This is a genomic window from Thioclava electrotropha, assembly GCF_002085925.2.
Classification (GTDB): domain Bacteria; phylum Pseudomonadota; class Alphaproteobacteria; order Rhodobacterales; family Rhodobacteraceae; genus Thioclava; species Thioclava electrotropha.
In genome coordinates, this window is record NZ_CP053562.1 from 3,789,393 (window position 1) to 3,805,914 (window position 16,522).

Here is a 16,522-nt window from a genome sequence, read left to right on the forward strand (position 1 = left end):
TCAACGCCCCTTCGTAAAAGTTTTCGCGGCTGCGGTGGTCTGTTCGATCCACGGCTGTTCCTTGGCAATCGCCGCCTCGAGGCCGTCGCTCTCCAGCATCAGCCAATGTTCGAGGATCACGCTCATGTCGGCGGGGCAATGCGCCAACTGGTCAAGGGTCCACGCGATCGGCGCGCGGCCCGTGCCCAAGGGCACGCCATGAATGCGGAAGCCGACGCCATAGGGATCGGGCGTGATCTCGTAATCCTTCAGGTGCAGGTTGATCGTCCACGGCGCCAAGAGACTGATCGTCTCTTCGGGCCACTCGTTTGCACAGATCGAATTCGCCACGTCCAGACAGACCCCGAGGTGATCGTCGCCGACCGCCTCCAGCAGCTCGACCATGCGCGGGCTGGGATAGTTGAAGTGGTTCTCGATCGCGATCTTCATGCCCGCGGCACGCGCACGATCGACCCGCGGGCGCAACTGCTCGGCCAGCGCGGCCACCGGCATGTGGCTGTCCTCGGCATCGAGCGCGACACGCATGATCTTTGAGTGAAGGCGCTGGCCGATCTCGATATAGCGGTCGACTTCATCGGCATCGAAACATTGCGTCCCCAGCTCGAGTTGAAGGCCCTTTTGTTGGGCGATCTCGTAGAGCTTGTGATGATCGTCCGCAGTGTAACGATCCAGCGGCATATTGTCCGCATATTGCACGACTTCAAGTCCGAGCGCTTCCGCACGATCCAGAAGGTCGAATGCAGTCAGTGGCTTAGAGGGGATCTGATCCTTGATCCCGATGGACCAGCGATAGGCGTAACTGCCCAAACCCAGTTTCATGATGTCCTCCCGTAGTCATGCTCTGCACACGACCTCCTCAGTGTAGCGCGCAGAGCTTCCCCAACAGGAGTAGCGGGGAAACCACCGCTCGGACATCAAAACCAGCCGGGAAGTTGTGAAGAAATACTAACAACGAGTTTAAGTTTCCTTTCTTTTTTTGGAGCGCTCCTCGCGGCAGTGTTCTGAGCAGGATGCGGCTGATGGAGGATCGCCGCAGGGGAGGAACCATGCCAGAACTTACCGCAAATCTGCGGTCGAACGTCTCGTTGGCGCGCCGCGCCTGGGGCATCCGTCGCAAAGCGCTCCAGATGGGCGAAGTCCAGGGACAGGGCTATGTCGGTCAGGCGCTTGGTGTGGCTGACGTTCTGGCGACCTCTTATTTCCACGCATTGAATCTGCGCGCCGACGATCCCGAATGGGAAGGGCGCGACCGCTTCCTGCTGTCGATCGGCCACTATGCGATCGCGCTTTATGCCGCGCTGATCGAGGCGGGCATCCTGCCCGAGGACGAGATCGGCACTTACGGGATGGACGACTCGCGGATGCCGATGTCGGGCATGGCCTCTTACACGCCGGGGATGGAGATCACCGGCGGCAGCCTCGGCCATGGGCTGGGCATCGCGGTCGGCATGGCGCTCGGGCTGAAGGCGAAGGGCGGCGGTCAGTTCGTCTACAACCTGATGTCCGATGGCGAACTGGGCGAAGGTTCGTCCTGGGAGGCTGTGATGTCGGCCACCCAGCACCGTCTGAGCAACCTGATCTGCATCGTCGATTTCAACAATCAGCAGGCCGATGGCCCGACCCGTGACGCGCTCGCCGTCGGGGCCGAGGCACCGAAATGGGAGGCCTTTGGCTGGCACGCGCAGGAAGTCGACGGCAATGACCTCGATGCGCTGGTCGCGGCCTTTGACGCTGCCCGCACCTGCCCCGAGCAAAAGCCCCGCGTGATCATCTGCAATACCAAGATGTGCAAGGGCGTTCCGTTTCTTGAAGAGCGCGAGATCACCCATTTCGTCCGCGTCGAGCCCGATGAGTGGACGCGCGCACTGGATATTCTAGACGCAGAGGTGCCCGCATGACCGCCGCAGCCCGCGCCCGCAAATACGAACCCCGCCGCGTGCCCGAGACGAAGGTCGCGACAAGCGCGATGATCGCTTCGCTGGCGGCGGAAGGCTATGACACCGTCGCGGCCCCCTTCGGTCATGCCTTGGTCGAGGCCGCGAAGGATAACGCCCGCATCGTGGGGCTGACTGCGGATCTGGCGAAATATACCGATCTGCATGTCTTCGCGCAGGCCTATCCCGACCGGTTCTATCAAATGGGTATGGCCGAGCAGCTTCTGATGTCGGCGGCGGCAGGGATGGCGCATGAGGGGTTCATTCCCTTTGCGACGACCTACTCGGTCTTCGCCTCGCGCCGGGCCTATGACTTCATCTGCATGGCGATCGCGGAGGAGAACCTGCCGGTCAAGATCGTCTGCGGCTTGCCGGGCCTGACCACGGGCTACGGGCCCAGCCATCAGGCGACCGAGGATCTCGCGATCTTCCGCGGTTTGCCCAACCTGACCATTCTCGATCCCTGTGACGCGACCGACGTCGCGCAGATGGTGCCTGCGATGATCGCTCATGACGGACCGGTTTATGCCCGGCTTCTGCGGGGCAAGGTGCCGGAGGTGCTCACCCGCTATCGGCCCGACTACCAGTTCAAGCTGGGCCGCGCGCAGATGATCCGCGAGGGGCGCGACGTTTTGGTGGTCTCCTCGGGGATCATGACCATGCGCGCGCTCGACGCGGCGGAGTTGCTGGCCAAGGACGGGATCGACGTCGCCGTTCTGCACTGCCCGACGATCAAACCGCTCGATACCGAGACCATCCTTGCCGAGGCTGGCAAGGGCCGGCTCCTCGTCACCGCCGAGAACCACTCCGAAGTCGGCGGGCTGGGCGAAGCGGTTGCCCGCTCGCTCCTGCGCGCAGGTGTGACGCCGTCTTTCCGCCAGATCGCGCTGCCCGACCAATTTCTCGAAGCGGGCGCGCTGCCCACGCTTCATGACCTCTATGGCCTGAGCACCGCGAAGGTCGCCCAACAGATCCGCGGCTGGCTTTGAGCGCCGCGCCAACGACACGAAGAAAGGAATACAATGGGACTTCTGGACGGTAAATTTGCCATCGTGACCGGGGCGGCCAGCCCCCGCGGGCTCGGCAAGGCGACGGCGACGCTTTTCGCGCAGCATGGCGCGACCGTGGCGATCCTCGACCTCGACGCGGATCAGGCCGCTGCCGCTGCCGCCGATCTGCCCGGCGAGGGACATGTTGGCCTCGCGTGTAACGTCGTCGACAAGGCTGCCTGTCAGGCCGCCGCGGACGAGCTGATCGCGAAATGGGGCGCGGTGGATATCCTCGTGAACAACGCGGGCATCACCCAGCCGCTCAAGCTCATGGACATCATGCCGGAGAATTACGACGCGGTGACCGATGTGAGCCTGCGTGGCACGCTCTACATGACGCAGGCGCTGACGCCGCATTTCCGCGAGCGCAAGACCGGTTCGATCGTGAACCTGTCCTCGGTTTCCGCGCAGCGCGGCGGTGGCATCTTCGGTGGCCCGCACTATTCGGCCGCGAAGGCGGGCGTGCTGGGGCTGACCAAGGCCTCGGCGCGCGAGCTTGCCCCCGACGGCGTGCGCGTGAACGCGCTTTGCCCGGGCTTCATCGCCACCGACATCACCGCAGGCAAGCTGACCGAAGAGATGCGCACGCAAGTCCTCGCCGGAATTCCGATGGGACGCGCGGGCACGGCCGAGGATGTGGCTGGTTGCGCGCTGTTCCTTGCCTCTGACCTTTCGGCCTACTGCACCGGCACCGAAGTCGACGTGAATGGCGGCTCGCTCATTCACTAGGCCGACCGAATAACGCCTGTTCGCGGTTGTGCCTGACCGCAAGGCAACTAATCTCCGGCCCGCAGTGAGGTGGGCCGGATGAAGCCGGAGCCAATCCGGCGGGACGGTGAGGAGACCGTCCGAACCAATCGGGAGAGAGACCAATGAAATCTATGTTGACCATCGCACTTCTCGGCGCGACGGCCCTTGCAGGGGCCTCTTCGGCGCAGGCTGACGAGGTGATCTTCGCGCATGGCGCGAACCCTGGAAATCCGCGCTACATCGCGGCGGAAAAATGGGCTGAAATCTTTAGCCAATGCACCGACGGCAAGGATACGGTGAACGTCGCGGCCTCCGCCACGATGGGCGACGACTCTGAGATGCTGACCTCGACCGCGGCAGGCGTGATTCAGGTCACGGCCAACAGCCAGGGGCCGATGGCGCAGATCGTGCCGCAGATCGGTCTACTGGGCCTGCCCTTCCTGTTCAAGGATCTGCCGACGGCATGGAAAGTGCTCGATGGGCCGGTGGGCGACTCGCTTGATGCCGACGCACAGAAAGCCGGGCTCAAGATCCTCGGCTTCTGGGATAACGGCATTCGCAACATCACCACGGTCAACAAGTTCGTCAAAGAGCCTGCCGACCTCAAGGGCCTGAAAATCCGCACCCCGCCGGATCAGATGACGATCGACATCTTCGACGCGCTCGGCGCATCGCCCGCGCCGCTGGCGTGGTCCGAACTGCCCTCGGCGCTGCAATCGGGCGTGTTCGACGGCCAGGAAAACCCGCTGACCAACATCAACTCGGCCAAGCTGCAGGAGATCACGCCCTACATCACGATGACCGGGCACAAGTATGAAAGCACCCCGGTCGTGGCCAGCCTGTCGTGGTGGGAAGGCCTTGATAAGGCGACGCAGGATTGCGCGCTCAAGGCGACCTCGGAAGCGGGCGCGATGGAGCGTGACATGTCGCTCAAGGCAGACAAGGAGTTGATGCCGAAGATGGAGGCAGACGGCGCCAAGTTCGCTGAGGCGGACCGCGCGGCCTATATCGAGGCAACCAAGTCGGTCTATGACAAATACGCCAAGGATTACCCCGATACGGTCGCCGAACTCAAAAAGGCTGCGGGGCTGGAATGATCGACTCTGACCGCAGCGACGCCGCGGGATCAGGCGAAGGGAGGGGGCGTATGCGCCCCTTCCTGCGCCTCGCGCAAGGCGTGATCGACCTGCTGGAATGGTCGGGAAAGCTGATCGCTGCGGGCACGCTTTCGGTGCTGTTCGTGGCGCTTTTGACAAACGTGATCCTGCGCTACGGGGCCGGCAAGGGCATCCCGTGGGCCTATGAAATCCATGCGATCCTGCTGCCGTGGCTCGTGGCTGGCGGCATCGTCATCGCCACCGCGCGCTCGCGCAACATCGCGATCACCCTGCTGCCGGAGTTGGCCGGAGCCCGGGTTCGGCGCGCCTTCATGCTGTTTGTCGAAGCCGCGATCATCGTGATTTCCATCTCGGTCCTCTGGTCAAGCCAGCCGATCCTGCGCGCCTCGACCTTCCAGACGCTGTCCACGCTCGGGGTCAAGGCGATCTGGGGCTATTCCAGCATGGTCTATTCATTCGGAGCGATGGCCATCATCGCCGCGCTCGACATCGTGTTGCTGCTGGGGGGCAAGTCCGTGATGGATGACGATCCCGCCCATGCAAGCCTGAGCTGAGGAGACCCGCAATGGCCGGTGTCATGATCTTCGTCTTCTTCGTGCTGCTCGCGCTTGCCGTACCGGTGGCACATGCGATGCTGGGCGGCGTCGCCGCCGCGCTGTGGCTCGACCACAAGCCGCTGGCGGTGATCGTGCAGCGTCTCTACACGCCGACGCAGAGCTTTCCGATGCTGGCGGTGCCGTTCTTCATCCTTGCCGGCAACCTGATGATGGCGGGGCGGTTCGGCACCTATCTGGTGAATATCGCGCGCCTCGTCGTGGGGAACTTCAAGGGCGGCCTGGGACAGGTCTCGATCCTCGGATCGGTGATGTTCGGCGGTGTTTCGGGGTCTGCCGTGGCCGATGCGACCGCGATGGGCAACGCGCTGATCCCGGTGCAGAAAGCCGAAGGCTATCCGGGCGGTTTCTCGGGGGCGATCAACTCTGCCTCCTCGACCGTCTCGGTCCTGATCCCGCCGTCGATCCCGCTCATTCTGTATGGGCTGGTCTCGGGAACCTCGATCATCAACCTCTTCGTCGCGGGCATCCTGCCGGGGGTGATGCTGGGCGTGGGCATGTTCATTGCCGTCGCGATCGTGGCGCGCCGCCGCAATCTGCCGCGCTCGCCGCTGGAAGGAGGCTTCACCGCCTTCCGCAGCCAGATCTTCAGCGCGATCCCCGCCCTGCTGATGCCCGTCTTCGTGATCGGCACCCTGCGCTTCGGCGTGGCGACCCCGACCGAGGTCAGCGTAATGGCCGTCGCCTATGCCCTTCTGGTCAGCGGCGTCATCTACCGTGATCTCAATCCCAAATCCCTGTGGGAGGCGGTGGTCGACACGGCGATGATGACCGGCGCGGTCATGTTCATCATCATGGCATCCTCCACGATCCAGTGGCTGCTGACCGCAGAGCGCGTGCCGCAAGAGCTCGCCGCATGGGTGGCTGCGACCATTCAGGAGCGCTGGCTGGTGATCCTTGCACTTAACGTGGTGATGTTGATCGTGGGCGCGTTCCTCGATCTGCCCGCAGCGGTGCTGCTGCTTGGCCCGCTCTTCGTGACGATCGGGCATACGATCGGTCTCGATCCGGTGCAGCTTGGCCTGATGATGGTCGTGAACCTGTCGATCGGTCTTTATACGCCACCGGTAGGAACGACGTTGTTCATCTCAGCCGCGATCGCACGGGTTGGCGTGATGGAGGTGGTGCGCTCGCTGGCGCCCTTCTACCTCGTGGCAATCCTCGTGCTGGCGCTGATCTCCTACGTACCGGCGCTGACGATCTACTGACCCGGATCCAGCTTCCGCATCCATTGCGCGCGCCTTGGCGACAGGGCGCGCGAATTTCATTCGGGCAGGTACTCTTCCCCCGGTAGCTGTCGCCCGCGCTGCTCGCGGATGCGACAGCCCAAGCCAGTGATCAGCGCCGAGGCGCGCGCATCATGGGCGGCGCCCTCCTCTCGCATCCAGTCCGAGAAGATCCGCACGATCCGACGGCTGGTATGGCGCGCCGGAGAGACGAGCCAGTAGGCAGGAAAACGGATCGCCTCGAACGCGGTCGACAGCGGGACGAGGGCCCCGCGCTCCAGCTCGTTCAGGGCGAGCGTCGTACTTTCCAGAACGACCCCTGCCCCGTCGGTCGCCAGCTGAATCGCCATCGACGAGCGGTCGAACCGCATCGGGTAGATCATCCGCTCTCCCATGATGCCATGCCGCGCCAGCCAGAAATCCCAGCGGTAATGCGTCTTCACCGAATCGATCAGCCGCGCTTGTCGCAACTGTCCGATGGGATCGTCTGACAGGGTGTGCAACTCTTCCAGATAGCCGGGCGAGCACATCGGCAACACGAGGTCATGGACAACGGCTTCTTCATGCAGGCCGGTCCAGCCGCCTTCGCCATAGCGCAGGTCCAGATCGACGACCTCCGTCTCGAAGTCGGAGAAATCGGGCGCGGCATCGATCCGCATGTCCCAGTTCGGCGCAAGCTCGAGAAACGACTTGAGCCGCGGAGACAGCCAGCGCACCGCGAAAGAGGGCGACACCCGCAGGATGAAATGGCGCGTCTCGCGCTGGCGCTGGATCGCGGAGCGCACGTCGCGCATCATCCGGAATGCCTGCGTCGTCGTCTGGAACAGCCGCTCGCCATCCAGCGTCAGCGACAGCCGCCGTTTCTCGCGTTTGAACAGGCGCACACCCATTTGCTGCTCGAACTGCCGGATCTGCTGGCTGACGGCGGAAGGCGACACGCCCAGCTCCTCGGCCGCCTTCGATATGCCGCCGAGCCGAGCGACGGCCTCGAAGTGGTTCATCGCGTTTAGATTGATGTCTTTGAGCATGTCCTGCGCCTTGGAAATACGACCGTGCCGGATGCGATTGCGCGCAAGTCGTGTGGCGAAAGCGGTCACGGACGCAGCCCGGCATCGCGGCAAGTCTTTCCATGATGTTTAATAGCAGATGCAAACCCTGTGAAGCGTTGCTTCAATTCACTGCGCTTTGCCGATGGCGCAACCGACCTGCTGTCGTGACAAAGGTCGGAAAAAGCGGTGCCCTACCCGCTTTTCGCCACTTTAAGCGCGGCCCCCGTGGCCTCGATCTGCGTTTGGGCTGCCTCCGACGGTTCGGCATCGGTGATGACCGCCGCGAATTCCGAGAAGTCAGCCAGAACGTGCAGCGCCGTCCGGTCGAAACGCAGATGGTTGATCAGCAGCACGGATTGCGCCGCGGCGTCCATCATCCCGCGTTTCGCGCGCGTGATATCGTCGTCCATGTGATAGACGCGCCCATCCCCCGCCGCCGGCGTCGAGATGAAGGCCAGATCGGCGCGCAGCGTGGCCAGCGCGCCTTCCGTGACCCGACCGATCCATGCGTTGTATTTCGCCGAATAGCGTCCGCCCAGCGCGATGACGGTGATCCCCGGCTCGGCTTTCAGCGCCTCCATCACCGCGTCATTGTTGGTGATAACCGTCAGCGGGCGCTTCTCGGGCAACAGGCTGCCCAACACGGACGCGGTCGAGCCATCGTTGACCATCACGGTCATTCCCGGCTCCACCCATTCGAGCGCGGCGCGGGCCATCCGCTCCTTGAGGTCGTGCCCCTGCAACTGACGGAACCGGAAATCGCTTTCGAATTGCGAACCGGGCTCGATCGTGGCGCCGCCCCGGATCTTGCGCAGCAGACCCTCTGTTTCGAGATCGTCGAGATCGCGGTGGATCGTCATTTTCGAGACGCCGAACCGTTCGGCCAACTCGTCGAGCTGCACCGCCCCGTCGCGTACCAGTGCGTCGAGGATGCTCTGCCTCCGGTCGTCTCGTTTCATCAGGGTCGTCCTTTGCGTGCCGTCAGCTCAGTAGCGCGCGCGCGGTCCGCTCGTCGGTGATCAGCCCGGCCACTCTGCCAGACCGCAGAACCGCCCGGATCGCTTCGACCTTGTCCGGCCCGCCCGCGATGGCGACGATATCCTCTTCGCGCTCGGGATCGTAGCCCACTGCGAGCGTTCGGGCCGAAAGCGTGGTTTCTACAACATTGCCGGAGGCGTCGAAGAAATCGCCCAGCATCTCGCCCTGCGCGCCCGCCGCTGCAATCGCCTCGATCTCACCCGGTTCGATCATCCCCGACGAGACCAGCTGCGCATCCGCCGTGGCAGTACCGATACCGACGATCTTGAGCGTCGCGGATTGCGCCATGCGGAAGACCTCATCGACGCCGCGCTGCGATAGCAGCACCTCGCGGTCCTCGACGGTATTGGCGAAGAACGGCACCGGCATCACATAGGCGCGCGCGCCGGTTTTCTCCGCGATGCGATGCATCACGTCATGCGGGTTGGCCGCGAAATTGCGGGTCAGCCCGCCCAGCAGCGAGACGAAATGCAGCCCCTTGGCATCGGTGCGCGGCAATTGCCGGGTCACTTCGGCCAAAGTCCGGCCATGTCCCAGCCCGATAATCGAATGCTCGCCCGCTTCGAACTGACGCTTGAGATAGGCCGCGCCCGCCAGTGCCAATGCGCGCAGCGGCAAGCCCTCTTCCCCGATATCCGGCGCGACTTCGCAAAGCTTGAGATCGTAGGTCTCGAACAGCCGCGTCTCCAGCTCGACGCATTCGACGATATCGCCCTCGATCGACACTTTCACCCTACCGTCGGCCACCGCCTTGGCGATCAGCCGGTGGGCCTTGACCGACGGCAGCCCCAGCCGCTTGGCGACCTTGGCCTGCGTGAGCCCGCCCACGTAGTGCATCCACGCTGCGCGGATGGCGAGTGTTTCATCAGTGTCGTTCATGCTGTCCTTCGGCTCGGGCCGCGCAAGATCGTTGCGCGGCGTTATTGATAAGGCGCAGGCGAGGCCTAGGGAAGCCCCGCCGCGTTGCCCGGACCTCAGACCTTGAGGTCGGAGGCTCCGGTGTCGATATGCGGCGCCCAGAACGCCACGCTCTCAGCAATCTGCGGGATCACCTCGCGGTCGTTGGGCTCGCGTTCCTTGAAGGACAGCTCGAGGCAGATCTCATTGTCTGCCGCGCCGCCCTCGGCAAAGGCCTTGAGCAGCGGCTCGGGCTGGATGCGGCCGCGTGCGTTGAACTCCGCCGTGAAGGGCCGATGCCCGCCCTTGTCCATCAGGCTTTGCTTGATGTGGATGATCGGAGAAACCTTCGGCACGGCCCGCGCCCAGGCATAAGGGTCGAAATCGTCCGGGTTGGCGCTCGTCACGTCGCCATGGTCGATATCGGCCATCATCCACATCGGGATCGCCATATTCGCCGCGGTCAGCCGGTCCTGCAGCGCCATGCATTCGGAGAGCGTCTCGCCGAATTCGCGCGCGACGCTCATCGGCTCCCAGAAGACATGAGCCAGCCCGGCGGCTTTGCCGTGCTCGGCCACTTCGGCCCAGCAGTCGATGGCGATCCGGATCATCTCTTCGCGCTTGGCCGGGTCGTCCTGCTCGCGATAGGTCAGGATGGCGAATTGTGTGCCCACAGACGTTCCGCCGAGATCGGCGGTGATATCCGCGAAGGTCTTGAACCAGTCGACATAATAGCGCCGCACGTCGCGGTCGGGATGGCCGAAATGGTTCAGCCGCCCGTAAGGCCCCGTCATCCCAGAGGTCACCCGCACCCCGGTCCGCGACAGTGCCGCCGCCATCTGCCGGGTCAGGCGACGTGTCACCGGCGCGGGCCAGGACGGGTTGATGAACTCATGCGTCAGTTGCAGGTCGCGAATCCGCAGATCGCGGGCGACGCAATCGATCAGGTCATCCGGATCGGCGAAGCGGTTCACCAGCGGATTGGTGTTCAAAGACAGCGTCAGTCCCATCAGGCAGCCACCGCATGCGCCGTGTCGAACCATTCGGTGAAGGCAGAAATCTCGGCCTCGGACATGGTCAGCCGGTGCTTGGTGCGCCGCCAGAGGATATCCTCCGCCGTGGCCGCCCATTCGTTCTCGACCAGCCACGTCACCTCGGCCTCATAAAGATGCCCGCCGAAGTGACGCCCGAGCCGCTTGGGGTCATTGGCCGTGCCCACGATCCGATGCGTGAGCGTCCCGTAGCGACGTCCGTAATATTCGCGCAAGTCCCGGGACATCCACGGATATTCGGCCTTCAGCGTCTCGCGGAACGCGTCGTAATCCGCCCCCGGCATGTCGCCGCCCGGCAGCGCCGCCTCTTCAGTCCAGTCGCCGCCCATCTTCGGGAAGACATGGCGAATCTCGTGCATGCCCCGTTCGGCCAGCTCGCGGAAAGTGGTGATCTTGCCGCCGAAGATGTTCAGGAGCGGCGCGCCGCCGGTCTCGTCGAGATCGAAGACATAGTCGCGGGTCACCGCCGAAGGGTTACCCTTGCCGTCGTCGAAGAGCGGTCGCACCCCCGAGAAGGTCTCGAGAATATCCTCGCGCCGCAGCTTCTCCTTGAAGTAGCGGTTCACGCAGTCGAGCAGATAGGTGATCTCGCCGTCGTCGATCGAGACATCCTCGGCCCGGCCTTCATAGGCAATATCGGTCGTCCCGATCAGCGCCTTGTCGCCCTCGTAGGCGTTGATGAAGATTACCCGCTTGTCGGTATTCTGCACGAGGTAGCTATGCGGCCCCTCCCAGAATTTCGGCACGATGATATGGCTGCCTTTGACCAGCCGGACGTTGCGGGTCGAATTGGCGCCTGCCACCCGGGTCAGCACATCGGTCACCCAGGGCCCAGCGGCATTCACCAGACATTTGGCGAGGAATTCACGCTTTTCTCCGGTCAGGGTGTTCTGCGTCACCACCCGCCATTTACCGTCCTCGCGCCGCGCGCTGATCGCGGGCGAGCGGGTCATCACGATGGCCCCGCGCTGCGCCGCATCGAGCGCATTGAGCGTCACGAGACGGGCATCGTCGACCCAGCAATCGGAGTACTCAAAACCGCGCGTATATTTGTCGAGGAGCGGCGCCCCCTCGGGATCGCGAAGCAGATCGAGCGTGCGCGTCCCCGGCAGCTTCTTGCGCCCGCCGAGATGGTCGTAGAGGAACAGCCCCAGCCGCACCAGCCAGGCCGGGCGATCCTGCGGCGAATGGGGCAGCACGAAGCGCAGCGGCCAGATGATATGCGGCGCGGCGTTCATCAGCACTTCGCGCTCGATCAACGCCTCGCGCACGAGCCGGAACTCGTAATATTCGAGATAGCGCAGCCCGCCATGCACCAGCTTGCCCGAGCGCGACGAGGTGCCCTCGGCAAGGTCGTCCTTCTCGCACAGCGCCACCTTGAGGCCACGGCCCGCCGCGTCGCGCGCAAAGCCCGCGCCGTTGATGCCGCCTCCGATGACGAAAAGATCCAGTTCCTGCGTGCTCATGTCACGATCCTCCTTGCGCGGTGCGCGGCGCATCGATTTCGGGGGTGGTCCGCCGGTCGCGATGCTCTGCGAGCCGGTCCCAGACCGGTTCGAGCGCCTCGCGGGCTTCGGCATAGGCGGGGTAAAGGTCTGCATAGGAGGTCTGAAGCGCCGGGTCCGGCGCTTCGGCCTCGCCCAGAAGCGGCGTGACCCATTCGGCGACGCAGCTTTCCATGTCCGGATAGGCACCGATCGCGACGGCGGCCATCATGGCGCAGCCAGCGGCGCCCGCCTCCTCGCGCGCCGACACCCGCACCGGGGCGCCGACAGACGCGGCAAGGATTCCACGCAACGCGCCGGAGCGCGCGGCACCGCCGGTCAGTCGCAACTCGCGCGGCAACTCTCCCATCGCGCCGTAGCAATCGCGCGCGGCCATGCCGAGGCTTTCGACCACGGCGCGGATCATGTCCGGGAAACGGTGACCTGCGGAGAGGCCGATAAATCCGGCGCGGGCATTGGCGTTGACCATCGGCCCGCGCTCGCCCGCCTCGGAAACATAGGGTTGATAGAGCAGCGCGCCCGGCTCGGATCGGGCGAGCCAGCCGTCGATCCGCGCCACCAGATCGGCGTAGTCATGCGGATGGCCGGTCTCGCTCATCAGATCGGCTGCGACGCGCAGCGCCCAGTCGATGTTCAGCGTGGCGGCCATGTTCGTCTGGACCTGCGTGACCATGCCCTCTGCCGGAAGGCAGATCACATAGCCCGAGCGCCCGTTGAGCGTGACGTCCTCGTCGCGCACCGCACGCATATGCACCCCGGTCGAGCCGATAGTGGAACAAGCCGCCCCCGGCGTGCCGGTATGGACGCCCGCACCGAGCGCGGTCATCACCATATCCACGTAGCCGAGGCTGACGGGCGTGCCGGCCAGCAGGCCCGTCGCCTCAGCGGCCGCGTCGCTCAGCGGATGGGTCTCGCAGCTGCCGTCGAGGATCGGCGGCAAAAGATGGCTGCGACCGCGCAATTCCAGCGCCTCGATCACGAGATCGGAATAGCTGCGGGTGCGGAAATCACCGAAGGTGAAGCTCGCCTCGGAGGGATCGGTCGCGCGGACGCCCGTGAGGTTCAGATAGAGCCAGTCCTTGCAATGCAGCGCCACCTCGGCGCGATCCAGCAGCTCAGGGCAATGGCGATCCATATGCGCCATCTGCGCGCCTTGCTGGCAGGTGTTGAGCGCGGTGCCAGTAGCGCGGAAGCGGGCCGCGTCGCGGCCATGCCCGGCCAGCCTGCGGGTGGTTTCCACCGCGCGCGCATCGAGCCAGAGCCAGGCATCACCGACCGGGCGATCGCCCTGCCCTACGAGCCACGTACCATCGCCCTGCGCGGTCACGGCCAGCGCGGCGGTGCGGCGGGCGAGCCCGTCGACACGTTCGCCAAGGCTGCGCAGCGCACTCGCGCAATCGGCCCATGTGCGGTCCATATTCTGGGTCGCGGCCCCGTTCGGGCCGCTGTCGTAGCGGTTCGGCACGGCCGCCGCAGCGATCTGCCGCCCTGACAGATCGAAGGCCACGGCCTTGATAACGGAGGTCCCCGCATCGATGCCGATAATGATGTCGCGATCAGCCATGCTGCACCGTTTCGGGACGCAGATGGCGAGCTACGCAAGGCGCTTGTGCCATGCGACCTCCTCCCTTGATTTGCGACCGCGGCCCCTCCAGCCAATGCGGTCTTCTCGGGGACAAATCTGCCCTCGGGACGCCCCAAGCATAGCTAAGCCCGACCACATGTCGAGTGTATTTTTTTTCTTTCTTTGTAATTTTTTTCAGTTATGGTGAGGGACACGAACCGAACACTACCGCCCGCCAGACGGAGGAAAAGGCAGGCAAATCAGGTGGTTTCGGCAAGCGGCAGACGAAATGCGCCATGGCACGATTCGTCTTGCGAAACGGGAGGATGGCGGCCTGCATCCAGATGGGCCGCGCGAGATCTCAGCCGCGACACGCACCCTGACGACGCCGCCCGCGCGGCGCGCAACAGGTGCTGGTCTCAAGCGCGCCAGGATCGAGCGAGCCGGTGTCATTTGTCGCCGGGTGCAGCATCTCCCGAGACAGGATCAACAGGCCCCGCCGGGGCCCGAGGGGAGGAGCGACAGGCCATGAATGCCACCGATATTTCCATGAAACCGCGTATCGGCCGGCGGGGCGTCATTGTCGGCGCCGTGGCGCTGTGCACCCTAGTCGCGATCGGGCTCGACACCACCGTCGTCACCATCGGCTCCGAGCAGGATACCCGCGTCGACGGGTTCTCCCCTGATGCCTATGGCGCCAAGGAATTCCCCCGCATCCGCGACGATGTGGCCAAGCGCGCCGTCGACGCCAAGACGCTCGCCGCCGCACTGGCCGAGGACAAATCCGCAGCCGCCAAGAAATACGGCACCGGCGGCGCGATGCCTGTGCTGCCCGTGCGCGTGACCGGAACGGTCGGCGACGGCAAATCGGGCATTTACGATATCAATGTCGACGGGCTCGACAACGTGCGCATCCGCGTCCAGACCGGCCCCGCGATCAACGGCACCGACCTGCGCGACGCGCCCGGCGACATCTCCTTCGGCGCCTTCAAGAACCAGATCGAATACCAGGATGCGGGCGCGGGCATTAACCGTGCGATGAAGGCCGAGGTGCTCGACGGAATCGACACCTCCAACCTGACCGGCAAGACGGTGACCGTCACCGGCGCCTTCAAGCTGATCAATCCGAAGATGTGGCTGATCACCCCGGTCGAGGTGAAAGTCCAATGACGGTGCAGCAAAGCATTCGTCCCGACGCCCCGCGAGGGACCGGCGAGGTCGTCATGTCGGCCCGCCACGTCGCCAAGCATTACGGTGCGGTAAAGGCCCTCAAGGGCGTGAATTTCGACATCCATCGCGGTCAGGTGACGACGCTGTTCGGCGAGAACGGCGCGGGCAAATCGACGCTGATGAAGATCCTCGCCGGGATCGTGACGCCGACCTCGGGGCAGATTCTGCTCGACGGCGAACCGGTCACCTTCAACGGAGCGAATGACGCCCTCGCGCAGGGCATCTCGATCATCCACCAGGAGCTCGCTCTCGCGCCGAACCTGAACGTGCGGGACAACATCTTCATGGGGCGCGAAATCCGCACCCGCCGCGGCGTCGATTTCGCCGAGGAAGAGCGGGTCACGCGCGCGCTGATGGAAGAGCTGGAAGAAGAGATCGACCCCCTCACCCCGGTGGAGGAACTGCGTCTCGGGCAGCAGCAGATCGTCGAGATCGCGCGCGCCCTTCAGGCGAAAAGCCGTATCCTGATCATGGACGAGCCCACCTCGGCGCTGTCGGCCTCGGAAGTCGAAGTGCTGTTCAAGGTGATCAACGACCTCACTGCGAAGGGCGTCAGCATCGTCTATATCTCGCACCACCTCGAAGAGGCGCTGGAAGTGACCGATCATGCAGTGGTGCTGCGCGACGGTGAAATGACCGCCTATGCGCCGCGCAACGAGATCGACCTCGAATGGATCGTGCGCAACATGGTCGGCGAAGGGTTCGACCTCGGCGCGCCTCCCGACAGCAAGATGGGTGAACCCTCGCTGATCGTCGAAGACCTCTGCGTCCCCGACCCGTCGGGTCACGGGCTGGTGGTCGATCACATGAGCCTCAGCGTGCGCGCGGGCGAGATCGTCTGCATCTACGGTCTGATGGGCGCCGGGCGCACCGAAATGATGGAATGCGCCGCCGGGCGTTTGCGCGCGAAAAGCGGCGCGGTGAAGCTGCACGGGCGCGACATCTCGCATATGTCGATCGCCGAGCGCATCGAGGCTGGGCTGGTGCTCGTCCCTGAGGATCGGCAGCGCGACGGGCTGGTGCAGACCATGACGGTCGGCCAGAACCTGTCGCTCTCCTCGATCGGCGCCTTCACGCGCGGGCTGTTCACCAGCCGCAAGGACGAGCGCAAGGTGATCGACGACTCGATCCGCGAAGTGACCGTGAAAACCGATGGCGGCGGCGCGATGATCGGCTCGCTCTCGGGCGGCAACCAGCAAAAGGTAGTGATCGGCAAAATGCTCGCCACCCGGCCCGAGGTGATTCTGCTCGACGAGCCGTCGCGCGGCATCGACATCGGCGCGAAGGCCGAGGTCTTCAAGCTGCTCGCGCGCACCGCGCAGGAGCGTGGGCTGGCCGTACTCTATTCGACCTCGGAAGTCGGCGAATGCCTGAGCATCGCCCACCGGATCATCGTGATGAACAGAGGCCGGATCGCGGCCGAGTTCGATCACACCGCAACCAAAGAGCAGATCATGGCCGCCTCTGGCGAAGCCGTGCACCACTAAGGGAGGCCA

At 64.4% G+C, this 16,522-nt stretch carries 15 protein-coding genes; 8 read left to right on the forward strand and 7 right to left on the reverse strand.

Annotated features, from left to right (window positions below; translation table 11 throughout):
* Entirely contained in the window at window positions 1-819 is an 819-nt protein-coding gene (locus AKL02_RS18010; protein WP_083078246.1) for a sugar phosphate isomerase/epimerase family protein, read from the reverse strand.
* 227 nt (window positions 820-1,046) lie between these two features.
* On the opposite strand from AKL02_RS18010, the gene AKL02_RS18015 reads away from it, so the two are divergent.
* The 6 genes from AKL02_RS18015 to AKL02_RS18040 all read left to right on the forward strand — a co-directional run bounded on the left by AKL02_RS18015 (window position 1,047) and on the right by AKL02_RS18040 (window position 6,673).
* On the forward strand, window positions 1,047-1,898 hold the full coding sequence (locus AKL02_RS18015) for a transketolase (RefSeq protein WP_083078245.1): 852 nt from the start codon (window positions 1,047-1,049) through the stop codon (window positions 1,896-1,898).
* Window positions 1,895-2,923: a transketolase family protein gene (locus AKL02_RS18020; protein ID WP_083078244.1), complete on the forward strand. Its 1,029-nt coding sequence runs from the start codon at window positions 1,895-1,897 to the stop codon at window positions 2,921-2,923. Before AKL02_RS18015 ends, AKL02_RS18020 begins: the two co-directional genes overlap by 4 nt.
* A gap of 33 nt (window positions 2,924-2,956) precedes the next feature.
* On the forward strand, window positions 2,957-3,712 hold the full coding sequence (locus AKL02_RS18025) for an SDR family NAD(P)-dependent oxidoreductase (RefSeq protein ID WP_078571295.1): 756 nt from the start codon (window positions 2,957-2,959) through the stop codon (window positions 3,710-3,712).
* Between the two features lie 143 nt (window positions 3,713-3,855).
* A complete protein-coding gene (locus AKL02_RS18030) occupies window positions 3,856-4,830 on the forward strand; it encodes a TRAP transporter substrate-binding protein (protein ID WP_083078243.1) in 975 nt (324 codons plus the stop codon).
* A gap of 50 nt (window positions 4,831-4,880) precedes the next feature.
* Window positions 4,881-5,405: a TRAP transporter small permease gene (locus AKL02_RS18035; RefSeq protein ID WP_232621666.1), complete on the forward strand. Its 525-nt coding sequence runs from the start codon at window positions 4,881-4,883 to the stop codon at window positions 5,403-5,405.
* 11 nt (window positions 5,406-5,416) lie between these two features.
* Window positions 5,417-6,673, forward strand: a complete 1,257-nt coding sequence (locus tag AKL02_RS18040) for a TRAP transporter large permease (RefSeq protein WP_078542353.1) — start codon at window positions 5,417-5,419, stop codon at window positions 6,671-6,673.
* Window positions 6,674-6,729: 56 nt separating this feature from the next.
* Here AKL02_RS18040 and AKL02_RS18045 read toward each other — a convergent pair whose 3' ends face one another.
* The 6 genes from AKL02_RS18045 to AKL02_RS18070 form a co-directional block, all read right to left on the reverse strand.
* Window positions 6,730-7,788 carry a LysR family transcriptional regulator gene (locus tag AKL02_RS18045; RefSeq protein ID WP_232621667.1) on the reverse strand — a complete coding sequence of 353 codons (1,059 nt, stop codon included), beginning with the start codon at window positions 7,786-7,788 and terminating at the stop codon, window positions 6,730-6,732.
* Window positions 7,789-7,931: 143 nt separating this feature from the next.
* Complete coding sequence (locus tag AKL02_RS18050) at window positions 7,932-8,699, reverse strand: DeoR/GlpR family DNA-binding transcription regulator (RefSeq protein ID WP_083078241.1); 768 nt, start codon at window positions 8,697-8,699, stop codon at window positions 7,932-7,934.
* A gap of 22 nt (window positions 8,700-8,721) precedes the next feature.
* Window positions 8,722-9,657, reverse strand: a complete 936-nt coding sequence (locus tag AKL02_RS18055) for a sugar-binding transcriptional regulator (protein ID WP_078521221.1) — start codon at window positions 9,655-9,657, stop codon at window positions 8,722-8,724.
* 95 nt (window positions 9,658-9,752) lie between these two features.
* Window positions 9,753-10,685 carry a sugar phosphate isomerase/epimerase family protein gene (locus AKL02_RS18060; RefSeq protein ID WP_083078240.1) on the reverse strand — a complete coding sequence of 311 codons (933 nt, stop codon included), beginning with the start codon at window positions 10,683-10,685 and terminating at the stop codon, window positions 9,753-9,755.
* Entirely contained in the window at window positions 10,685-12,193 is a 1,509-nt protein-coding gene (locus AKL02_RS18065; protein ID WP_083078239.1) for a glycerol-3-phosphate dehydrogenase, read from the reverse strand. The genes AKL02_RS18060 and AKL02_RS18065 overlap by 1 nt, the downstream gene beginning before the upstream one ends.
* Window position 12,194: 1 nt before the next feature.
* The gene (locus AKL02_RS18070) at window positions 12,195-13,796 is read right to left on the reverse strand and encodes an FGGY-family carbohydrate kinase (protein WP_083078238.1); all 1,602 of its coding nucleotides are present in this window, start codon (window positions 13,794-13,796) and stop codon (window positions 12,195-12,197) included.
* Between the two features lie 528 nt (window positions 13,797-14,324).
* Here AKL02_RS18070 and AKL02_RS18075 point away from each other — a divergent pair.
* A complete protein-coding gene (locus AKL02_RS18075) occupies window positions 14,325-14,966 on the forward strand; it encodes a DUF2291 family protein (RefSeq protein WP_083078237.1) in 642 nt (213 codons plus the stop codon).
* Entirely contained in the window at window positions 14,963-16,513 is a 1,551-nt protein-coding gene (locus AKL02_RS18080; protein ID WP_083078236.1) for a sugar ABC transporter ATP-binding protein, read from the forward strand. Before AKL02_RS18075 ends, AKL02_RS18080 begins: the two co-directional genes overlap by 4 nt.
* Window positions 16,514-16,522 lie beyond the last annotated feature (9 nt).